We start from the raw sequence: 19,582 nt of genomic DNA, 5'->3' as shown, positions 1-19,582 counted from the left end.
TAGCCCGCCTGTGAAGCAAGGTCAGTTGACAGCCGACGCTGGATACGGGCATTGCCATTGTGATGTATTCAATGGGTTACATCCCTGCTCGCCCTTCTCACTTCGCCCTTCCCAATTCCCACTTCGCACTTCCTGTACAATCGCCCCGCCCATGAGTACCCGTACCCCCCCTCCGTTGAACCCCCAGCAGCGCGCCGCCGTGGAACACGTGGACGGCCCCCTGCTGGTGCTGGCCGGTGCCGGCTCCGGCAAGACCGGCGTGATCACCCACAAGATCGCCCACCTGATCCGCGACCGGGGCATGGACCCGAAACGCATCGCCGCCATCACCTTCACCAACAAGGCGGCCAAGGAGATGAAGGCCCGGGCATCCAGGCTCCTGGAGCGGGACGAATCCAAGGGGCTCACGGTCTCCACCTTCCACACCCTGGGGCTGAACTTCATCCGCCGGGAGCTGAAGGGCCTGGGCTACAAGGCCGGCTTCTCCATCTTCGACGCCGCCGACAGCCTGTCGCTGCTGAAGGAACTCACCTTCCGGGGCGACGATCCCATCGACCCGGAACCGGCCCGCCACCAGATCAGCCGCTGGAAGAACGACCTGATCACCCCCGAGCAGGCCCTCTCCCGGGCCGCCGACGAGAAGGAGGCCGCCCAGGCCCGGCTCTACGCCGCCTACGTGCGCGCGCTGAAGGCCTACAACGCCGTGGACTTCGACGACCTGATCGTCCAGCCGGTGCGCCTGCTGGAGGAAAACGCCGAGGTGCGCGAGCGCTGGCAGAACCGCACCCGCCACCTGCTGGTGGACGAGTACCAGGACACCAACACCTGCCAGTACCGCCTGGTGCGCCTGCTGGTGGGCGTGGACGGGGGGCTCACCGCCGTGGGCGACGACGACCAGTCCATCTACGCCTGGCGCGGCGCCCGGCCCGAAAACCTGGCCGCCCTGCAGCAGGACTTCCCGCGCCTGAAGGTCATCAAGCTGGAGCAGAACTACCGCTCCACCAACCGCATCCTGCAGACCGCCAACCAGTTGATCGGCAACAACCCCCACGTGTTCGAGAAGCGCCTGTGGAGCGCGCTCGGCGAGGGCGAGCCCATCCGCATCCTGCCCTGCAACGACGGCGAGCAGGAGGCCGCCCGGGTGGTGGCCGAGATCATGAAACACAAGTTCAAACACCGCACCGAGTACCGGGACTACGCCATCCTGTACCGGGGCAACCACCAGTCCCGGGTATTTGAAAAGCTGCTGCGCGAGCATGCCATCCCCTACAAGGTGAGCGGCGGCCAGTCCTTCTTCGAGCGTTCCGAGGTCAAGGACGTGATGGCCTACCTGCGCCTGCTGGCCAACCCCGATGACGACACGGCTTTTCTGCGCATCGTCAACGTACCGCGCCGGGAGATCGGACCCTCGACCCTGGAGAAGCTCGGCGAGTACGCCACCGAGCGCAGCGTGAGCCTGCTCACCGCCTGCTTCGAGATGGGGCTCACCGAGCGCCTGCCCGCCCGGGCCGTGCAGCGCCTGCAGGGCTTCGCCGACTGGCTGCTGGAATTCGGCCGCAAGGCCGAGGAAGGCGACCCGGCCAAGGTCGCCCGTGCCCTGATCGGCGAACTCAACTACGACGACTGGCTGCTGGACCAGGCCCGCGACCCCAAGGCCGCCACCCGGCGCATGGACAACGTCAACGAGGTGCTGGACTGGATGGCACGCCTGTCCAAGGAAGGCGCCGAGGGCGGCAAGGACATCGGCGAGATCGTGCGCCACATGACCCTCATGGACATCCTCGACCGCGCCGGCGGCGAGGACGACTCCGACGGCGTGCACCTGATGACCCTGCACGCCGCCAAGGGCCTGGAGTTCCCCCACGTGTTCCTGGTGGGCATGGAAGAGGAACTGCTGCCCCACCGGGTCAGCCTGGAGGAGGACGGCCTGGAAGAGGAGCGGCGCCTGGCCTACGTGGGCATCACCCGCGCCAAGCTCAGCCTCACCCTCACCTACGCCCGCAAGCGCACCCGCTTCGGCGAGGAGGTGGACTGCGAACCCTCCCGCTTCATCGAGGAACTGCCCCGGGAGCACCTGGACTGGCCCGACGCCAAGCCCCCCGACCCGGAAGAGGCGCGCATCACCGGCAAGGCGCACCTGAGCAACCTGAAGAGTCTGCTTTCCTGAGGGCGAACCGCGACGCAACGACGCGAAGGCGCAAAGGAACGAAAAACTCACTGAGCGGAAGAACCAAACCATAGGGCGGCCCATGGCCGCCGCCCCACCGGGCGCACACAAAGCCAAAGCACGACGCAAGGACGCATCACTCTACGAGCCAACCGTGTTCTTCGTGGAGAACCTATCAAACCAATGACGAGACAAGGACTGCACCTGCGCCTGCTGGCCAGCACCGAAGGCCGCCTCCTGTACCTGGGTGCGGCGTTGTCCCTGGCGCTGCTGGCCGCGCTGCTGACCGCCTGGACCCTGTCCCTCGACAACGCCTATGTCTATGCCGTCATGACCGGGCTGAACCTGGTCATCGGCCGGGCGGCGGGCATGAGCTTCGGCTACGCGAGCGGCCTTGGCCATGCCCAGGTGGTGCCGCTCAACATGCTGGTGGAAAGCATCCATGTGCTCGTCGTCTATCCCCTGTTCGCGCTCAGCTGGTGGCAGCTGGTCAGGCTGCGCGCCCTGAAGCCCTTCTTCGCGCGCATGCACCAGGCCGCGAGCACCCGCAGCGGGGCCGTGCGCCGATACGGCATCGCCGGACTGTTCCTGTTCGTGTTCATGCCCTTCTGGATGACCGGCCCGGTGGTGGGGGCGATCATCGGCTTCCTCATCGGCCTGCGCCCCTGGGTGAACGTCACCGTGGTGCTGCTATCCACCTACGTCGCCATCGGCATCTGGGCGCTGCTGCTCAATGAACTCAGTGCCTGGGCGGAAACCATCAGCCGCTTCGCCCCCTACGCCGTGGTGCTCGCCATCGTGCTCATCGCCCTGGTGATGCAGTTGCTCTACCGGCGCCGCGCCCGCCACAAACCATAGGGCGGCCCATGGCCGCCACATCGCATCGAACACCCCATAGGGCGGCCCATGGCCGCCGACTTACGGCGGGCATGGCCCGCCCTATGCATTGAGACCGCCACCTCTTGGCAGGCCCCACCCTGGGACTACAATCCCGCCATGCACGTCCCCACACCCCCTGATGCCCTCAAGCGCAGCCTCAACCTGACGCTGGTTGCCTTCTATGGCATCGGCACCATCCTGGGCGCCGGCATCTACGTGCTGATCGGCAAGGTCGCCGGCTACGCGGGCATGTACACCCCCTTCGCCTTCCTGGTGGCCGCCGGCCTGGCCGTGTTCTCCGCGCTCTCCTACGCGGAGCTGGCGTCGCGCTTTCCCCGCTGCGCCGGTGAAGCGGTATACGTGCACGAGGCATTCGGCAGTCACCGCCTGTCCCAGGTGGTCGGGCTCACCATCATCGCCATCGGCGTGGTCTCGTGCGCGACCCTGGTCCACGGCGTGCTCGGCTACCTGCAGGTGTTCTTCCCCCTGCCCGAAATCATCACCACCATCGCCCTGGTGGTGGTCCTCGCCCTGATCGCCGCCTGGGGCGTGAACGAGTCGGTCACCATTGCGGGGCTGATGACCCTGGCCAGCATGGTGGGCCTGGTGCTGGTCATCTGGGCCGCCTCCCCCAACCTGGCCACCCTGTCGGAGCGCTGGCCGGAGATGCTGCCCGGTCTACATGGCGGCATCTGGGTGGGCATCCTGCTGGGCGCCTTCGTCGCCTTCTACGCCTACATCGGCTTCGAGGACATCGTGAACCTGGCCGAAGAGACCCGCACGCCGGAACGTACCCTGCCCCGCGCCATGGTCATCGCCCTGCTGGTGACCACCGGCTTCTACCTGGCCGTGGCGGTGGCCGCCGTGCTGAGCCTGCCCGGCGCCGAACTCGCCGAGAGCGACGCGCCCCTGGCGCGCATCTACACGGAGCAGACCGGCCACCCGGCGGTGGTGCTCGGCCTCATCGGCGTTGCCTCCATCCTCAACGGCGCGCTGATCCAGATCATCAAGGGCAGCCGCGTGCTCTTCGGCATGAGCCGCCAGGGCTGGCTCCACCCGAGCCTCTACTACCTCTCACCGCGCCGCCGCACACCCACCCGCGCAGTGCTCGTGGTGGCCGGCCTGATCCTCGCCTTCGCCCTGGCCCTGCCCCTGCTGTCGCTCGCCATGCTCACCAGCGTCATCACCCTGTCGCTGTTCACCCTCGTCAACTTCGCCCTGTTGCGCGTCAAGCGCATCTACGGCCCGCGCGCCAGCGGCCTGGACCTCCCCCGCTGGGTACCCTGGTGCGGCGGCCTGCTGAGCGGCGGTTTTCTGCTCTACCAATTGCTGGTGGCGATCTGGCTGTGGTGAACACCTCCCGTCGCCCATAGGGCGGGCCGCGCCCGCCGGCGGCCATGGGCCGCCCTATGCACGCGAGGCCGGGAGGCCAGCCGCTCCGCGGCTTACAGCACCGATTCAAGGGGTGAAATGGGCCGGATAAGGGGAATTTAGCCCCGAATTGAGGGCTACTTTTTAGATATAACAATGACTTGTCCGGGTCCGACCCCACGCAGCCACGCGGCACCTGTCGGCCCCGATGCCAAATGAACTGCCAATCGGGCAAAAATTAGCAGTTCACCTCCATGAAACACGCTGGACAACCACCTAAATCAGGCTAATATGTCGAGAATATTGATTATTTTCGACATATTAGCTCGACGGGTCGCCCCCATCGACACGTCAGCACAACATGTCGAAAAAATAAGGAAATCTCGACATGACCAATTCGTTCGACCCGAGGAAGCCCTACAACGCCCTCCCAGAACTCCCCCCGGGCCAGGAGTTGGAGACCAAAGCCGTCCTCAAGCTTTGCATCGAGGCACGGGCAAGACTCGCCGAACTCAAGGAGCTTGGAGCCATCCTTCCCAATCAGGCGGTGCTCATCAACACGATCCCCCTGCTGGAGGCCCAGGCGAGTTCGGAGATCGAGAACATCGTCACGACCAGCGACCGCCTGTTCCGTTTCGCGGACGGCGGCAACCACCAGGCGGATCCCGCCACACGGGAGGCCCTGCGATACCGGACTGCCCTGAATCATGGCTTCGAGGCACTACGGACGCGGCCTCTGAACACCACCATTGCCGTCGAAGTCTGCCGGATCATCAAGAACCTCGACCTGGATATCCGACGCGTCCCGGGCACCAGACTGGCCAATCCGGCCACGGGTGAGGTGATCTACACGCCCCCGGAAGGCGAAACCGTGCTGAGGGACAAGCTGGCCAACTGGGAGCGGTTTCTGCACAGCGCCACGGACCTGGACCCCCTGGTGCGTATGGCCGTGGGGCACTACCAGTTCGAAGCCATTCACCCGTTCATCGACGGAAATGGTCGCACGGGACGCGTCCTCAACATCCTCTACCTGGTGGACCAGGGACTGCTGGACCTCCCCGTCCTCCACCTTTCCCGATACATCATTCAGCACAAGTCGGACTACTACCGGCTACTGCTTGCGGTCACGCGGGATGCCCGGTGGCAACCCTGGGTCGAGTTCATGTTGACGGCCGTAAGCGAGACCGCAGAATGGACATCGGCAAAGATACGCGCGGCGAACGCCCTGTTTGAGCACACCACCCGTTACGTTCGGCACCGGGACCCGGCGATCTACAGCCGCGAGTTGGTGGAGCAGATCTTCATCCAGCCCTACTGCCGCATCGGCAACCTGGTGGATACCGGCATCGGGCACCGGGAAACGGCCTCCAAGTACCTCAAGTCCCTGTGTGAGATCGGCGTCCTTGAAGAGATCAGGGTGGGGCGTGAGAAGCTCTTCCTCCACCCGAAGTTTCTGCGCCTGCTGACCCAGGAGGACAACCACTTCTCCCCCTACGCCGTTTGAGCATCTGCCGCCTGTCCATCCGAGGTGCTGAACAACCGAAAAGTCCACCGCGAAGGTAGGCAAAGGCATGCGCGAAGGGCGCAAGGGTTTTCCACCGGGATTCCTTCGCGCCCTTGGCGGTCCGCTTTTCCGGCCAACCCGCCGTTTTGTGATATTTTTCTCATCCAGGGGAAGACCAGAGCGCCAAGACACGGCATGTCACCACAACCCGAACAACAAGCGCGCAGGGAGATCGACCGGCTGCTTACCGCTGCCGGCTGGTCCGTGCAGGACGCCGACCGGGCCAGCATCCACGCCGCCCGGGGCGTGGCCATCCGCGAATTCCCCCTGCCCGGCCACGGCTTCGCCGACTACCTGCTCTATGTGGACGGCCAGGCCGCCGGGGTGATCGAGGCCAAGAAGGCGGGCGCCACCCTGAGCGGCGTCGAGGTGCAGGCCGAGCGCTACACCCAGGGCTTGCCAGCCGATCTCCCCCGCTGGGATAACCCCCTGCCCTTCGCCTACCAGTCCACCGGCGTGGAGACCCGCTTCACCAACGGCCCTGACTACCCTGAGACATCTGAAGCCTCCCTCACCTCGCGATTTCTCCTCGCGCCGCAGGCACTGATTCCATGCTGATCTATACCGCTAACAAGGACCATTTCATTCGGGACGTTCTGCGCAACGAGTACGACGATCGCATACTGGCCAACATGCAGGCTCGCGGCCTGGGCGGCGTATCTCCAGCTGGGCGGATCGCGGGGTCTGACTTCAACAAGTGACTGATATAAAAGGAAATGACGTCTAAACATCGCTCGATTTCGGCCATAATGACTAAGTTCAGGGCCCAAATGACACCTCTGAGCATCGATGACTTGCGCCTAGCCTCTCTGCGGCTTACAGGACCGATCTAATGGGTGAAACTGGCCATATCAGCGGAGATTTTGCGCCGAATCAAGGCAATTTCCAGTTGTAACAATGACTTGTCCAAGTCAAACCTCACCGCCCCGTTGGGATCAGGGTGGTGAGGTTTGACTGCCAACGGACGCAACATATGCGACACTCACTAAGCCTCAAATGACAATAAATTAGAAACGAGGTTGATCTGCGGAGTGCGGCATAACGTTTATGCATACTCCCGAGGCAACGCAAGGCAGTTGCCACTGCGACATCTTCTTGGTCCTTCTCTGATTTGAATGAGCGGTGAATATACATGGCTGAGGTTTTTGCGACAGCAACCAATGGGGCTGATCTAGTTGCCGAGACGAAAACTGCCCTCAAAGAGGCATATCTCGCAGATGGGCGTCCGTGGATTGTGGCGTATTCAGGCGGCAAAGACTCAACGCTCGTTTTGCACCTGGTTTACGACGTTCTCGTCGAGTTAGGCAAACACGCGATAAAGCCCGTCTACGTGATCTCTTCCGACACGCAGGTCGAGGCGCCGAATATCGTCAATTACGTACGCGACGTTCTCACCGCGGTACAAAAAGATGCCGAGCGACGGAACTTGCCGCTTATATGCGAGATGGTGCGGCCAGCTGTACCTGAGACCTTCTGGAGCAAGTTGATCGGTCGTGGCTACCCTCCGCCGACGAGATGGTTTCGCTGGTGCACTACAACGATGAAGATCAAGCCCAGCAGAAGAGCCATCGATAAGATAACGGCGAAGCATGGGAGCGTTATCCTGCTCTTGGGCTCGCGTACTGCTGAAAGTACGATCCGTAAGAAGGGAATGGAATCCCGAGTAAAGAATTTCAGAAACCTAAACGCCCACCACGAAATACCCAATGCCTTCGTACTCGCGCCGATCGCCACTTGGACTGATGATGAGGTCTGGGATTTCCTCTACACACATAACCCACCAGCATGGAAGTATCCACATGACCAAATCATTAGCTTGTATCGACAAGCCATTGGTGGTGAGTGCCCTGTGGTAATGGACTTGAATACGCCGTCATGCGGAGGAGGTCGATTCGGATGTTGGACCTGTACCGTTGTCAAGTTAGATAAGAGCATGGAAGGCTTCATCCAGACCGGCGATGCATGGATGAAACCACTTGCTGATTTTCGAAGCTGGTTGAAGGAGTTCCGCGAACAGCCACATGTACGCATGAACAGAAGAAGAGATGGATCCGAAGGTCCGGGGCCTTTCACGCCCGTCGCGCGACAGGAAATACTCGAGCATCTTCTGCACATAGAAGGAAAAGTGGGTATTCGCTTAATCAGCGATGATGAGATCGATTACATTCAATCTGTTTGGTCCAGCGAGTTCGATCTCAATGACACGGCTATCAAGCTGTCTGCAAAATTCGGACGAACCATCAAACGGGGGGGGGGCCTATGCCACTAAATGAGAACGAACAAACAATGCTAGAGGATATCGCTGCGGAGCGTGGATTGAATCCTGACATTGTAGGAAAGGTATTGGCACTCGAAGTAGAGTTTACGAATCTTGATCGGTGGGGTGCTCGTCCGGAGTTGCGCCGGAAGTTGTCCGAATTGATTAGCGTTGCTCAATCAAATGAGGAAAACGCCGTATGATTTTTCACAGGATCACGCTCAATAATTTGTTCTCGTATCGGGGGGAGCAGACATTCGAGTTAGCACCCAAAAAAATGGCGATGGTCGTCTGACCCTCGTCATGGGGCGCAATGGGTTTGGAAAAACGAGTCTCCTTAATGCGGTAAAGCTTCTTTTTTTGGGTACAGAAGACAAGACGCAACGAAGGTCCATGTCCAGAAGCGCCTATGTGTTAGGAGATGGGGACAAGTGGTCCGGGATCTTGAATCGGGAGGCTAAAGCGGACGGAGCAACCGCTTGCTCGGTCTCTATAGAGGTTGGGCCTCCGAACCGCGTTGAGCTAGTCGCTCGTCGAAACTGGACGATCAACGGCCACATATTTTCGCCGGATAGTGAAATCTTGGAAGTAGAAGTCGACGGACAGCCGTTGGCCGGCGAGGTCGCTGAGGCACGACTTGACGAATTTCTGCCTCGGGAGCTTGTGCCGTTCTTCTCTGATTAAGTCCCGCCGCATGGGATAATCACTGAACCATCCTCTCGGAGCAACAGGTCGCACCATGAAACAGTTGGGCTTGAATGATTCGGGCTTTGTGAAGCATCCCAAGAAGACCCGCAAAGCACAGTTTCTGGCCGAGATGAACCAGGTAGTGCCCTGGTCCCGGCTGGTGGCCTTGATCGAGCCCTACTACCCCAAGCCCGGCAATGGGCGCCACCCGATCGGGCTTGAGATCATGCTGCGCACCCACTTCATGCAGCAGTGGTTTGCTTATTCCGACCCGGCCATGGAAGAGGCGTTGCACGATATCCCGCTGCTGCGTGAGTTCGCGGGCCTGGATGCCACGGTGGAGGCCATCCCTGACGAGAGTACCATTTGTAAGTTCCGTCACCTGCTCGAACGCCATGGCCTGGCAGGTGCGCTGCTCGATGAGATCAACGGTCTTTTGGGCGAGCGTGGCCTGATCCTGCGCAAGGGCACGATGGTCGATGCCACCCTGATTGCTGCGCCGACCTCCACGAAGAACGCTGAGGGCAAGCGTGATCCGGAGATGAGTTCGACGAAGAAGGGCAACCAGTGGTACCTCGGCATGAAGGCCCATGTGGGTGTGGATACTGCTCATGGCCTGGTGCACACGGTGGTGGGCACGGCGGCAAAGGTGCCGGACGTGAAGCTCACCGATACCCTGCTGCACGGTGATGAGCAGGAAGTACATGGGGACAAGGGCTACACGACCCGGGAGCGCAACCTGGCGGCGAGTGATCCGGCCAGCGGCCCGCTGTGGTGTTTCCCGTTCAAGCGCCAGAGGGGCCGGGAACTGCCTGAGTGGAAGCGCGAGATCAATCATCGCCTGTCCCAGCTTCGAGCACGGGTGGAACATCCGTTTCGGGTGATCAAGCGCCAGTTTGGATATACCAAGGTGCGCTACCGGGGTTTGGCCAAGAACACGGCCCAGCTGACGACCCTGTTTGCGCTGTCGAATCTGTATCTGGCGAGGCGCCAGTTGTTGCGTACAGCAGGATAGGTGCGCCCGGTGACCGTGGATTGGGCCGTGAATCGGCCGGGATCGATCAAAAAACGGCAAATCCGGTCCCAAACTGACTAAGGAAACGACATGTCATCCTTGATGTGCCCCGGCCAGCTACCCGAGATCACTTAATCAGACGTTCCTTAACGCGAGGCCCGGGCTGTGGGCATCAAACAGATGCCCTTCCGGCAGGTATTCGGACTTGGGGGCACGAAGCATCCACTGGAAAATCTGGACGCTTCACCTTGGATCACGGCTTCCCATCCTGACGGATAGTGCCTGCATGTGACCCTCGTTCCCCGATACCGCTGCGCGACAGTCCCGGATTCACACCGGGTTCCCTGTTGTCACAACCACAAGATATTGTGGTTGAACCGGATCAGGAGCCCGAGATAGGCCAATCCCTAGTGCACGTCAAGGGTGATCATCCGATTGCCGCAGAGGGTGAGGTCGAGCCCGCGCCAGGTCGACAAAAGCACGCAGATAGTCGATGTCGGCATCGACATCACGGAATCCCAGAAAGATCTGCTTGGCCACTCCCTTTCTCCCCAGTCTCACCGGCGTGACATCAAACTTGGCGGTGTTTTCCTCCACCAGCCAGCGTGGCAATGCGGCGACTCCCCGCCCGCTGGCGACCATCTGCAGCATGATGTCGGTGGTCTCGATGGGCTTGTGGCGCTTCGGGCTGATGCCGGCCGGCGTGAGGAACTGGGTGTAGATATCGAGCCGGTCGGTCTCCACCGGATAGGTGATCAGCGTCTCGTCGGCCAATTGCCGCGGTTGCACATGCCTGGCGTTGTGCAGCGGGTGTTGTGGGCCGACTACCAGCACCTGCTCGTAATCGAACACCGGCTCGAAGGTGAGGCCGGGCTTATAGAGCGGGTCGGGCGTCACCAGCATATCGATCTCGTAGCCGAATAACGCGCCGATGCCGCCAAACTGGAATTTTTGGATTACGTCCACATCCACCGCCGGCCAGGCGGTGAGATAGGGCGCCACGATTTTAAGCAACCATTGGTAACAGGGGTGGCATTCCATGCCGATGCGCAGCGTGCCGCGTTCACCCTGGGCGAACTGGCGCAATCGTTCCTCGGCGTGCGCGAGCTGCGGCAGCAGCCGCTTGGCCACGCTCAGCAGATATTCGCCGGCCTGGGTGGGGCGCAGACTGCGGCCCTCGCGGTACCAGATAGCGGTGCCGAGCTGTTCCTCCAGCTTGCGCACGGTGTGACTGAGGGCGGACTGGGTAAGATGCAGTTTGTCCGCCGCCGCGGTCAACGAGCCGTGTTGTTCGACGGCGCGGATGATTTCGAGATGGATACGTTCCAGGATGGCCATGCCGGCATTACCATGTGTGAATAGAATTCATAGATAAATGAAATAATACCATTTTTTTTCATGGACTGAACAACGTAGGATGGCGCCATCATTTAATAACATGAAGGCAGATACATGGCACGCACGCATAATCTCGGCTTCCCGCGCATCGGCGTCAGGCGCGAACTGAAGTTCGCCCTCGAATCCTACTGGAAAGGACAGTCATCCCTCGAAGAACTCAAGGCACTCGGCACCGAGCTTCGTCAGCGCCATTGGCGGGACCAGTCGGCGCTGGATCTCGCGCCGGTCGGCGACTTTTCGTTTTACGATCAGATGCTGGACATGAGTTTCACCCTGGGCAACTTGCCCGAGCGCGTTAGCAGCTTTCATGGCGACATGCTGGACAACTACTTCCGCGTCGCCCGCGGCCGCTCTGCCGAGTCCGCCGAGGCGCATTGCGGTGGCGCGTGCGATGGTGTGGCGGCCGGCGAGATGACCAAGTGGTTCGATACCAACTATCACTACATCGTCCCCGAATTCACCGCCGCCACTAAGTTCAAGCTGGATGCCTCGCGCCTGCTGGAGCAACTGGCCGAAGCGAAAGCACATTCCGTCAAGGCCAAGCCGGTGATCATCGGCCCGGTGACTTATCTGGCGCTCGGCAAGGCCAAGGACGACTCAGAAAAGCTGGCCCTGCTTGAGCGCCTGCTGCCGGTCTACGCTGAACTGCTCGAAACGCTGGCCGCACAGGGCGTGGAGTGGGTGCAGGTCGATGAACCCATCCTCGTGACCGAACTCGATGCCGACTGGCAGCACGCCTTCGAACAGAGTTATCACTCATTGAAAAGAGCAAGGTTAAAATTATTACTGGCCACCTACTTCGGCACCTTGCAGGACAACCTGCAACTGGCCTGCAATCTGCCGGTGGCGGGTCTGCATGTGGATGCGGTGCGTGGCCGTGACGAGATCAGCAAGGTCGTGGACTGGCTGCCGGGCCATAAAGTGCTGTCCATCGGTGCGATTGACGGCCGCAATATCTGGAAAACCGACCTGAATGCCACGCTCGACTGGCTTGAGCCCATTGCCGAGAAACTCGGTGAGCGCTTGTGGATTGCGCCGTCTTGCTCACTGCTGCATGTGCCGGTGGATCTGGACAGCGAAGAAACACTGGATGCCGATATCCGTAGCTGGCTGGCCTTTGCCAAACAGAAACTAGCGGAACTCGCTGTGCTGGGCAAAGCCATCAACCAGGGCCGCGCAACCGTTGCCGACGAACTGGCCACCAACCAGACCGCCATCGACAGTCGCAAGAACTCCGGGCGTGTTCACAATCCGGCGGTAAAAGCCGCCGTAAGAAATATCACCCCCGAAATGGGCAAGCGTCAGAGCCATTATGCCGCGCGCGCCGCCAAACAACGTGTGCACCTGAATCTGCCGGTGTATCCGACCACCACTATCGGCTCCTTCCCACAGACGCCGGATATCCGTCAAGCGCGCCTGGCCTACAAGAAGCAGAAAATTTCTGTCGATGAATACACGGCAAAAATGAAAGCCGAAATCGAACACGCCGTGCGAGAACAGGAAAAACTCGGTCTGGACGTGCTGGTGCATGGTGAAGCCGAGCGCAACGACATGGTGGAATACTTCGGCGAGCAACTGGACGGTTATGTGTTCAGCCAGTTCGGCTGGGTGCAGTCGTACGGTTCACGCTGCGTCAAACCGCCTATCCTGTTCGGCGACATCAGCCGCCCGAAGGCGATGACCGTGGGGTGGATCAAGTACGCGCAATCGCTCACCGACAAGCCGATGAAGGGCATGCTCACCGGCCCGGTCACCATCCTCAACTGGTCCTTCGTGCGCGACGATCAGCCGCGCAGTGAGTCCTGCTTGCAACTAGCCTTGGCCGTGCGCAAGGAAGTTCTGGACCTGGAAGCCGCCGGTGTACACGTGATTCAGATTGACGAAGCGGCGCTGCGTGAAGGCCTACCGTTGCGCAAGTCGCAATGGAAGGAGTATTTGAACTGGGCTGTGGAGTCGTTCCGCATCACGGCCAACGGTGTCAGTGATGAAACCCAGATCCACACCCACATGTGTTACTCGGAGTTCAATGACATCATCGAGGCGATTGCCGCAATGGATGCCGACGTCATCACCATCGAGACCTCGCGTTCCGACATGGAGTTGCTGGATGTGTTCGAGAAATTTGAATACCCGAATGAAATCGGTCCCGGCGTTTACGATGTTCACTCGCCCAATATTCCCTCGGTGGAGCAGGCAGTGGATCTAATAACCAAAGCGGCGGAACGTATTCCGGCGGAGCGCCTGTGGGTCAACCCGGACTGCGGCCTGAAGACACGTCAATGGAGTGAGGTGATTCCGGCGTTGCAAAACATGGTGTCGGCGGCAAATGCCTTACGTGCAAACGCGGCGTAACGGCTTTTTGTATTAATTATTTCATCCCGGCTTTTTGCCGGGATTTCGGTTGAGGATTCACTATGTTTGACCGCGAACAATACCGACTGGATCGCATTGACCCTGAAATATTCAACGCCATTCAAAACGAAAACCGGCGTCAGGAAGAGCATATTGAACTGATCGCATCGGAAAACTACACCTCACCGGCCGTCATGGCGGCGCAGGGATCCCAGCTCACCAATAAATACGCCGAAGGTTATCCCGGCAAGCGCTATTACGGCGGCTGCGAACATGTGGATGTGGTGGAACAACTGGCCATCGACCGAGTGAAGGCGCTGTTTGGCGCCGAAGCCGCAAACGTGCAACCGAACTCCGGCTCCCAGGCCAACCAAGGCGTATTCTTCGCCATATTGCAACCGGGCGACACCATTATGGGCATGAACCTGGCCGAAGGCGGTCACCTCACCCATGGCATGGCGCTGAACATGAGCGGCAAATGGTTCAATGTGGTGAGCTACGGCCTGAACGCCGAAGAAGACATCGATTACGAAGCCCTGGAGCGCAAGACTCGCGCGAGCAAACCGAAACTCATCATCGCCGGTGCCTCGGCCTTCGCGCTGTGCATCGACTTCGAGCGCATCGCGCGCGTGGCGAAGGAAGTGGGCGCGTATTTCATGGTGGACATGGCGCACTATGCAGGCCTGATCGCCGCCAGGGTTTACCCTAACCCTGTGCCTCATGCCGACTTCGTCACCACCACTACACACAAAAGCCTGCGCGGCCCGCGCGGTGGTGTGATCCTGATGAAGGCCGAATACGAGAAGGCGATCAACTCGGCTATATTCCCCGGCATCCAGGGCGGTCCGCTGATGCACGTGATTGCCGCCAAGGCGGTCGCATTCAATGAAGCCATGACACCCGAGTTCCGGGCCTACCAGCAACAAGTCATAAAGAACGCAGCGGTGCTGGCGGACACCTTGATCGCGCGTGGCCTGCGCATCGTCTCCGGCCGCACCGAAAGCCATGTGATGCTCGTTGACCTGCGCGCCAAGCAGATCACCGGCAAGGAAGCCGAGCGTGTCCTCGGCGAGGCCCACATCACGGTCAATAAAAACGCCATCCCCAACGACCCCGAGAAGCCGTTCGTTACCTCGGGCATTCGCCTCGGTTCTCCCGCCATGACCACGCGCGGTTTCCGCGAGGACGAAGCGCGTCAGGTCGGGCACCTAATCGCCGATGTTCTTGACTCACCTCAGGAGCCCGGGCGCATTGTCCAGGTTCGCGAACACGTCGCGACGCTGACACAGGCGTTTCCAGTCTATCGCTGAGTTTGACGCCGACCCGATTGCGGGCTTGCCGTGAGGTCCATTTTCTCATTAGTTGGAACCATGTAATTAAGCACGGTTACAGTTTGAAATATTCTCGGCAATGGCATAAACCGCCTCGATCTCGCTGCAGTTCCGCTCGCGCATGATGGCCGCGCGCTCTGCCTTCTCGTGCTTCTCGGTTATGGCGAGCGCGAGTGACAATGGCGGTGGCACATTGCGGAACAGGGCTTCGAGGTTATCGGAAAGCACCACGCCTTCAACATACTTACCGGGCTCTTTGCGGGCCGACAGCAGCAGGCTGCGCTGCACGTCGGTCAGTTCTTTGAAACATGCTATCTGCTCGACTTCTTCCTTGGGCATGACCAGGCACAGCCACCACTCCATCATGTTGAGCATCTTACGGCTGGCGTCGGGGAAGTCCTCGAGGTTCTGGGTGGCGATCCAGAACCAGGCGCCGAGCTTGCGCCACATCTTCGTGATTTTGACCACGTAGCGGGCCAGTAACGGATTGGTCGTGATGATGTGACCTTCGTCGGTCACCACCAATGTGGGCCTAGCATCGTGCTGATGGCGCTCCACGAGATCGTTGATGTGGCTCATCATGGAGATGTAGGCCACGGTGAGCTGATCTTCATAGCCTTCCCGCGCCAGGATGCCCATTTCCAGTATGGTGACGTCGGACTCCGGCCAATGGGTACCGGGCCGATTGAAGAAGTGGCCGGCGAGGCCGGAGCAAAACAACGCCATGCCGTCGCCCATCTCGATCGGCAGAAAGTGGACATCCATCATCTTTAGCGCCCGGGACGCACACACGGAGGGGAGCCAGCTCTCACGGCAAAGAACCAAACCTCCCAGAAGTCCCTACTAAAAATAATTCGCAATTTGTGGCGATATAATGGATCATATAGGCATTATCTCGTCATAAGTGGCGATCATGAAACTCGACGAAAAGTTCACAGACGACGCGGTGCTCGCAGAGCTGGGCGAACGGCTCGCCAGGCTGCGCATCGGGCGCGGGCTGACCCAGGCGCAACTGGCGGTCGAGGCCGGGGTGGGCAAGCGCACGGTGGAGCGGGCGGAGGCGGGGCATTCCGTGCAGCTGGTGACCCTGGTGCGGCTGTTCCGGGTGCTGGGCCTGATGAGCGCCCTGGATCAGCTCATGCCGGAGCCGGGCCCAACGCCCATGGAACGGCTCAAGGAACAGACCACGGGCCGCAGCCGCCAGCGCGCATCCGGCCGCCGTGCGCCCTCCGGCCCCAAGGCACGCACCGGGGGCAAGGCATGGACATGGGGTGATGAATCGTGACGTCGGTGGCTGAAGTGAAACTCTGGGGCAGCACCATCGGCGCCGTCGCGCTGGAAGACGGCGACGACGTCGCCAGCTTCGAGTATGACCCGGCCTTTGCCCGAAGCGGCATCGAGATCGCTCCGTTGACCATGCCGCTAGTGTCGTGTCCCGTAAATATCTTGCCATTCAGCGTGGCTGTGCGGGCGTGTGGCAAGGCACGCTTGCGCAGGAATGGCCACCCCCATTTCAAGCAAGCGTAACACCGCCACACGCCCGCACAGCCGCGCCCGAAGGGAGCCCCGCAAAAGCGCCAATGCCGCGTTGCACACCTTGCCAAGGGCCTGCCATTGCCTGCGGTGTGCGCCTTGCCTTGGCGCTTTTGCGGGGCTCTGAATGGCAAGATATTTACGGGACACGACACTAGCCCCCGGCGTTTACCGCTTCCCCGCTCTGGCGCGGGAGACCTTCCACGGTCTGCCCGGCCTGCTGGCGGATTCATTGCCAGACAAGTTCGGCAACGCCCTGATCGACGCCTGGCTGGCCACCCAGGGCAGGACCCCCGATTCCTTCAATTCCGTGGAGCGTCTCTGCTACACCGGCAGGCGCGGCATGGGTGCGCTGGAGTTCGAGCCGGTGACAGGCCCGAAGGCGCGGGCGGCGCAGAAGATCCAGGTGGATCAACTGGTGGCGCTGGCCTCGGACATCCTCACCCACCGCGGCGAACTGGCCACCCGTTTCGGTGACGAGATGCACAACGGCGACGCCCTGCAGCAGATCCTGCAGGTGGGCACCTCCGCGGGCGGTGCGCGCGCCAAGGCCGTGATCGCCTGGAACCCGGAAACCAACGAGGTACGCTCCGGGCAGGTGGACGCGGGCGAGGGGTTCGGCTACTGGCTGCTCAAGTTCGACGGCGTGAGCGGCAACAAGGACAAGGAGCTTGAAGACCCCAAGGGCTACGGCGTGATCGAGTACGCCTACTTCCTCATGGCGCGCGATGCCGGCATCACCATGAACGAATGTCGCCTGCTGGAGGAGAACGGCCGCCGGCATTTCATGACCAGACGCTTCGACCGACTGGACGGCGGCGAGAAGCTGCACATGCAGTCCCTTGGTGCACTGGCGCATTTCGATTACAACATGGCCGGCGCCTACAGCTATGAGCAGGCCTTCCAGGTCATCCGCAGATTGCGCCTGCCCATGCGCGACGTGGAGCAGCAGTTTCGCCGCATGGTGTTCAACATCGTGGCCCGCAATCAGGACGACCACGTGAAGAACATCGCCTTTCTGATGGACCGGGCCGGGCGCTGGTCCCTCTCGCCGGCCTTTGACGTGACCTACAGCTACCAGCCTGGCGGGCGCTGGACCTCCACCCACCAGATGAGCCTCAACGGCAAGCGCGACGGTTTCGTGTCGGCGGACTTCGTCGCCTGTGCGGAGGTGGCCGGCCTAAAGCGTGGTCGTGGTGAGGCGATACTCGACGAGATCCAGCGCGTGGTGGCACGCTGGTCGGAGTATGCCGACGAGGCGGGGCTCGACCCGGACCACCGCGACCGAATCCGCGGCGCCTTGCGTCTGTCGTCGAACACGGCAGGGTGAGAAATCGCTGCCCCATGATCATGACACCCGGGATGACACCCGGGGCGGACCACGATAACCAACGGCTCAAATTGCAGTTCCAAGCACCTGGGAACGGAGGGGAACCCGTCATCTTCAGACGCCTTCGGCTTCACGACGTCCGGTAGCCGTCAGGCACTTGTCCACCAGGTGCCCTTGTTCACGGAACGTGAACATCGGTCAATTGTGTACACAGGGGGGATGCCCATGCCGGCGTCTGACCTCCGTAACCAATTGGCCATACAGACCATTCACGCCTCACAGCCGACAGGATCGCCTTAAACGCCCCATTCTCCCTTGGACCCCTTCTCCCCCCTTCCCACATCCCGCGCAGCACGATTAAAAGCATCAAGTGATGTATTATTTGATGCATCCGAAACCTAACGAGGCGCTCCCCATGCGTACAACCCTGAACATCGATGACCAGTTACTGGCCGAAGCCCAACGCATCACCGGAATGACCGAAAAAGCCGCCCTGGTGCGGGAGGGGCTGCGCGCCTTGATCGAGCGCGAGAGCGCCCGGCGGCTGGCACGGCTGGGCGGCAGTGAACCGCAGTTGGAGACCGTGCCCCGCCGACAGTCCGATCCGGCATGATCCTGGTTGATACCTCGGTCTGGGTCGATCACCTGCGCACCGGTGATGCGGTGCTCGCGGAGTTGCTGAACCGCAGTCAGGTGCTGATGCACCCTTTCGTGGTCGGTGAGCTGGCCTGCGGCAACCTGCGTAACCGCAGCGAGGTACTGCGGCTGCTCAAGGACCTACCGCAAGCGGTCGTTGCCAGCGATGAGGAGGTGCTGTTTTTCATCGAACGCAACGCGCTGAAGGGCCTGGGCATCGGTTACGTGGATGCGCACCTGCTGGCCGCGGTGACCTTGGGCGGCTCGACGCAACTGTGGACACGGGACAAGCGTCTGCGGTCGGTGGCCGAGACCCTGAACCTCGCCTATGGCGAGGATTGATTGACCGGCATTGATCTGTGCCGCAATGCCGGGGTCGGACCCAGGCAGTTCACAAACACAGCGGGGAATCTTCTTCCCATTTCGGTCTGATATGAAGCCATATAGCCCAGACCATCCAGGTCAAATCACCACTCCAGACTCTCAACCCGCCGCCCCCTCCCGCCTGACCTACACTCCATCCGTAAGGAGGCCACACCCATGCTGCCCAGATCCCTGTCCCTGCGCGCCCTGTCCATGCTGCTGATCGTGCTGTTGCTCTCCGGCTGCGCCGCCATGCGCCCCGGCGCCGAGCCGCCGCGCATACATCTGGTGGGGCTGCAGATGCAGCAGGTGGAGCTGTTCGAGCAGCGCTACCGGCTCACCCTGCGCATCCAGAACCCCAACGACTTCGCCCTCAATATCCGCGGGCTGGATTTCCGGGTGGACATCAACGATGAACGCTTCGCCGAGGGCGTCTCCAACCGGCCGCTTGAGGTGCCGGGCTTTGGCGAGGCGCTCACCGAGGTGGAGGTCTCCTCCAGCCTCTGGTCCCTGGCGCGGCAGTTCCGGGACCTGGGGGACTCCCGGCTGGAACGCATGACCTACCGCCTGCACGGCCGGATCGCCGTGACCGGCTGGGGCCTGCCGGTGCAGTTCGACTCCAGCGGGGAGTTGGGACTGCTCGGTCCCGGCCGGTGACGGCCGACTCCGGACTCACCCCGTATATGCCACGGCATGCCG

The 19,582-nt window shown here is 61.2% G+C and carries 18 protein-coding genes, 1 pseudogene and 1 riboswitch; of the genes and pseudogenes, 17 read left to right on the top strand and 2 right to left on the bottom strand.

Annotation, left to right across the window (positions count from 1 at the left end; translation table 11 throughout):
* The first annotated feature begins 151 nt into the window (after positions 1–151).
* The 9 genes from rep (at position 152) to TGR7_RS03070 (ending at position 9,940) form a co-directional block, all read left to right on the top strand.
* On the top strand, positions 152–2,167 hold the full coding sequence (gene rep / locus TGR7_RS03100; protein ID WP_012637208.1) for a DNA helicase Rep: 2,016 nt from the start codon (positions 152–154) through the stop codon (positions 2,165–2,167).
* A 183-nt stretch (positions 2,168–2,350) separates the two neighbouring features.
* Positions 2,351–3,025 (top strand): small multi-drug export protein, encoded by a 675-nt coding sequence (locus TGR7_RS03095; protein WP_012637207.1) that lies wholly within the window; start codon positions 2,351–2,353, stop codon positions 3,023–3,025.
* Positions 3,026–3,163: 138 nt separating this feature from the next.
* The gene (locus TGR7_RS03090) at positions 3,164–4,399 is read left to right on the top strand and encodes an APC family permease (protein WP_012637206.1); all 1,236 of its coding nucleotides are present in this window, start codon (positions 3,164–3,166) and stop codon (positions 4,397–4,399) included.
* A 406-nt stretch (positions 4,400–4,805) separates the two neighbouring features.
* On the top strand, positions 4,806–5,921 hold the full coding sequence (gene fic / locus TGR7_RS03085; RefSeq protein WP_012637205.1) for a protein adenylyltransferase Fic: 1,116 nt from the start codon (positions 4,806–4,808) through the stop codon (positions 5,919–5,921).
* Positions 5,922–6,116: 195 nt separating this feature from the next.
* Positions 6,117–6,539 carry a type I restriction endonuclease gene (locus TGR7_RS03080; RefSeq protein ID WP_012637204.1) on the top strand — a complete coding sequence of 141 codons (423 nt, stop codon included), beginning with the start codon at positions 6,117–6,119 and terminating at the stop codon, positions 6,537–6,539.
* Complete coding sequence (locus TGR7_RS17575) at positions 6,533–6,682, top strand: hypothetical protein (RefSeq protein ID WP_012637203.1); 150 nt, start codon at positions 6,533–6,535, stop codon at positions 6,680–6,682. Before TGR7_RS03080 ends, TGR7_RS17575 begins: the two co-directional genes overlap by 7 nt.
* Positions 6,683–7,113: 431 nt before the next feature.
* Positions 7,114–8,250, top strand: coding sequence for a DNA phosphorothioation system sulfurtransferase DndC (dndC, locus tag TGR7_RS03075; protein WP_012637202.1), 1,137 nt, complete (start codon positions 7,114–7,116; stop codon positions 8,248–8,250).
* A gap of 243 nt (positions 8,251–8,493) precedes the next feature.
* Entirely contained in the window at positions 8,494–8,922 is a 429-nt protein-coding gene (locus tag TGR7_RS18010; RefSeq protein ID WP_420084761.1) for an AAA family ATPase, read from the top strand.
* A gap of 55 nt (positions 8,923–8,977) precedes the next feature.
* A complete protein-coding gene (locus TGR7_RS03070; protein WP_012637201.1) occupies positions 8,978–9,940 on the top strand; it encodes an IS5 family transposase in 963 nt (320 codons plus the stop codon).
* A gap of 173 nt (positions 9,941–10,113) precedes the next feature.
* Positions 10,114–10,337, bottom strand: a riboswitch (cobalamin riboswitch).
* Between the two features lie 20 nt (positions 10,338–10,357).
* Here the strand turns inward: TGR7_RS03070 and TGR7_RS03065 are convergent.
* Positions 10,358–11,278, bottom strand: a complete 921-nt coding sequence (locus tag TGR7_RS03065; RefSeq protein WP_012637200.1) for a LysR family transcriptional regulator — start codon at positions 11,276–11,278, stop codon at positions 10,358–10,360.
* 114 nt (positions 11,279–11,392) lie between these two features.
* Here TGR7_RS03065 and metE point away from each other — a divergent pair, with 114 nt between their 5' ends.
* A complete protein-coding gene (gene metE, locus TGR7_RS03060) occupies positions 11,393–13,690 on the top strand; it encodes a 5-methyltetrahydropteroyltriglutamate--homocysteine S-methyltransferase (protein WP_012637199.1) in 2,298 nt (765 codons plus the stop codon).
* A gap of 62 nt (positions 13,691–13,752) precedes the next feature.
* On the top strand, positions 13,753–15,000 hold the full coding sequence (glyA, locus tag TGR7_RS03055; RefSeq protein WP_012637198.1) for a serine hydroxymethyltransferase: 1,248 nt from the start codon (positions 13,753–13,755) through the stop codon (positions 14,998–15,000).
* 66 nt (positions 15,001–15,066) lie between these two features.
* Here glyA and TGR7_RS03050 read toward each other — a convergent pair.
* Positions 15,067–15,762, bottom strand: a pseudogene (locus TGR7_RS03050) (hypothetical protein); the annotation flags it as partial.
* A 172-nt stretch (positions 15,763–15,934) separates the two neighbouring features.
* Between TGR7_RS03050 and TGR7_RS03045 the strand changes: the two are divergent.
* From TGR7_RS03045 to TGR7_RS03020, 6 genes are all read left to right on the top strand, one after another.
* Entirely contained in the window at positions 15,935–16,306 is a 372-nt protein-coding gene (locus tag TGR7_RS03045; protein WP_012637196.1) for a helix-turn-helix transcriptional regulator, read from the top strand.
* Complete coding sequence (locus tag TGR7_RS17720) at positions 16,303–16,548, top strand: HipA N-terminal domain-containing protein (protein WP_041440873.1); 246 nt, start codon at positions 16,303–16,305, stop codon at positions 16,546–16,548. The genes TGR7_RS03045 and TGR7_RS17720 overlap by 4 nt, the downstream gene beginning before the upstream one ends.
* Before the next feature lie 133 nt (positions 16,549–16,681).
* On the top strand, positions 16,682–17,884 hold the full coding sequence (locus TGR7_RS03035; RefSeq protein WP_245523021.1) for a type II toxin-antitoxin system HipA family toxin: 1,203 nt from the start codon (positions 16,682–16,684) through the stop codon (positions 17,882–17,884).
* A 415-nt stretch (positions 17,885–18,299) separates the two neighbouring features.
* Positions 18,300–18,497: a type II toxin-antitoxin system VapB family antitoxin gene (locus tag TGR7_RS03030; protein WP_012637195.1), complete on the top strand. Its 198-nt coding sequence runs from the start codon at positions 18,300–18,302 to the stop codon at positions 18,495–18,497.
* The gene (locus TGR7_RS03025) at positions 18,494–18,862 is read left to right on the top strand and encodes a type II toxin-antitoxin system VapC family toxin (protein WP_012637194.1); all 369 of its coding nucleotides are present in this window, start codon (positions 18,494–18,496) and stop codon (positions 18,860–18,862) included. Before TGR7_RS03030 ends, TGR7_RS03025 begins: the two co-directional genes overlap by 4 nt.
* A 198-nt stretch (positions 18,863–19,060) precedes the next feature.
* Positions 19,061–19,540 (top strand): LEA/WHy family protein, encoded by a 480-nt coding sequence (locus TGR7_RS03020; RefSeq protein ID WP_012637193.1) that lies wholly within the window; start codon positions 19,061–19,063, stop codon positions 19,538–19,540.
* Positions 19,541–19,582 lie beyond the last annotated feature (42 nt).

Origin of the sequence: Thioalkalivibrio sulfidiphilus HL-EbGr7, assembly GCF_000021985.1 — a bacterium.
Taxonomy (GTDB): domain Bacteria; phylum Pseudomonadota; class Gammaproteobacteria; order Ectothiorhodospirales; family Ectothiorhodospiraceae; genus Thioalkalivibrio_A; species Thioalkalivibrio_A sulfidiphilus.
Note: the sequence above shows the minus strand (reverse complement) of the source record. Positions and strands in the feature narration are given on the sequence as shown.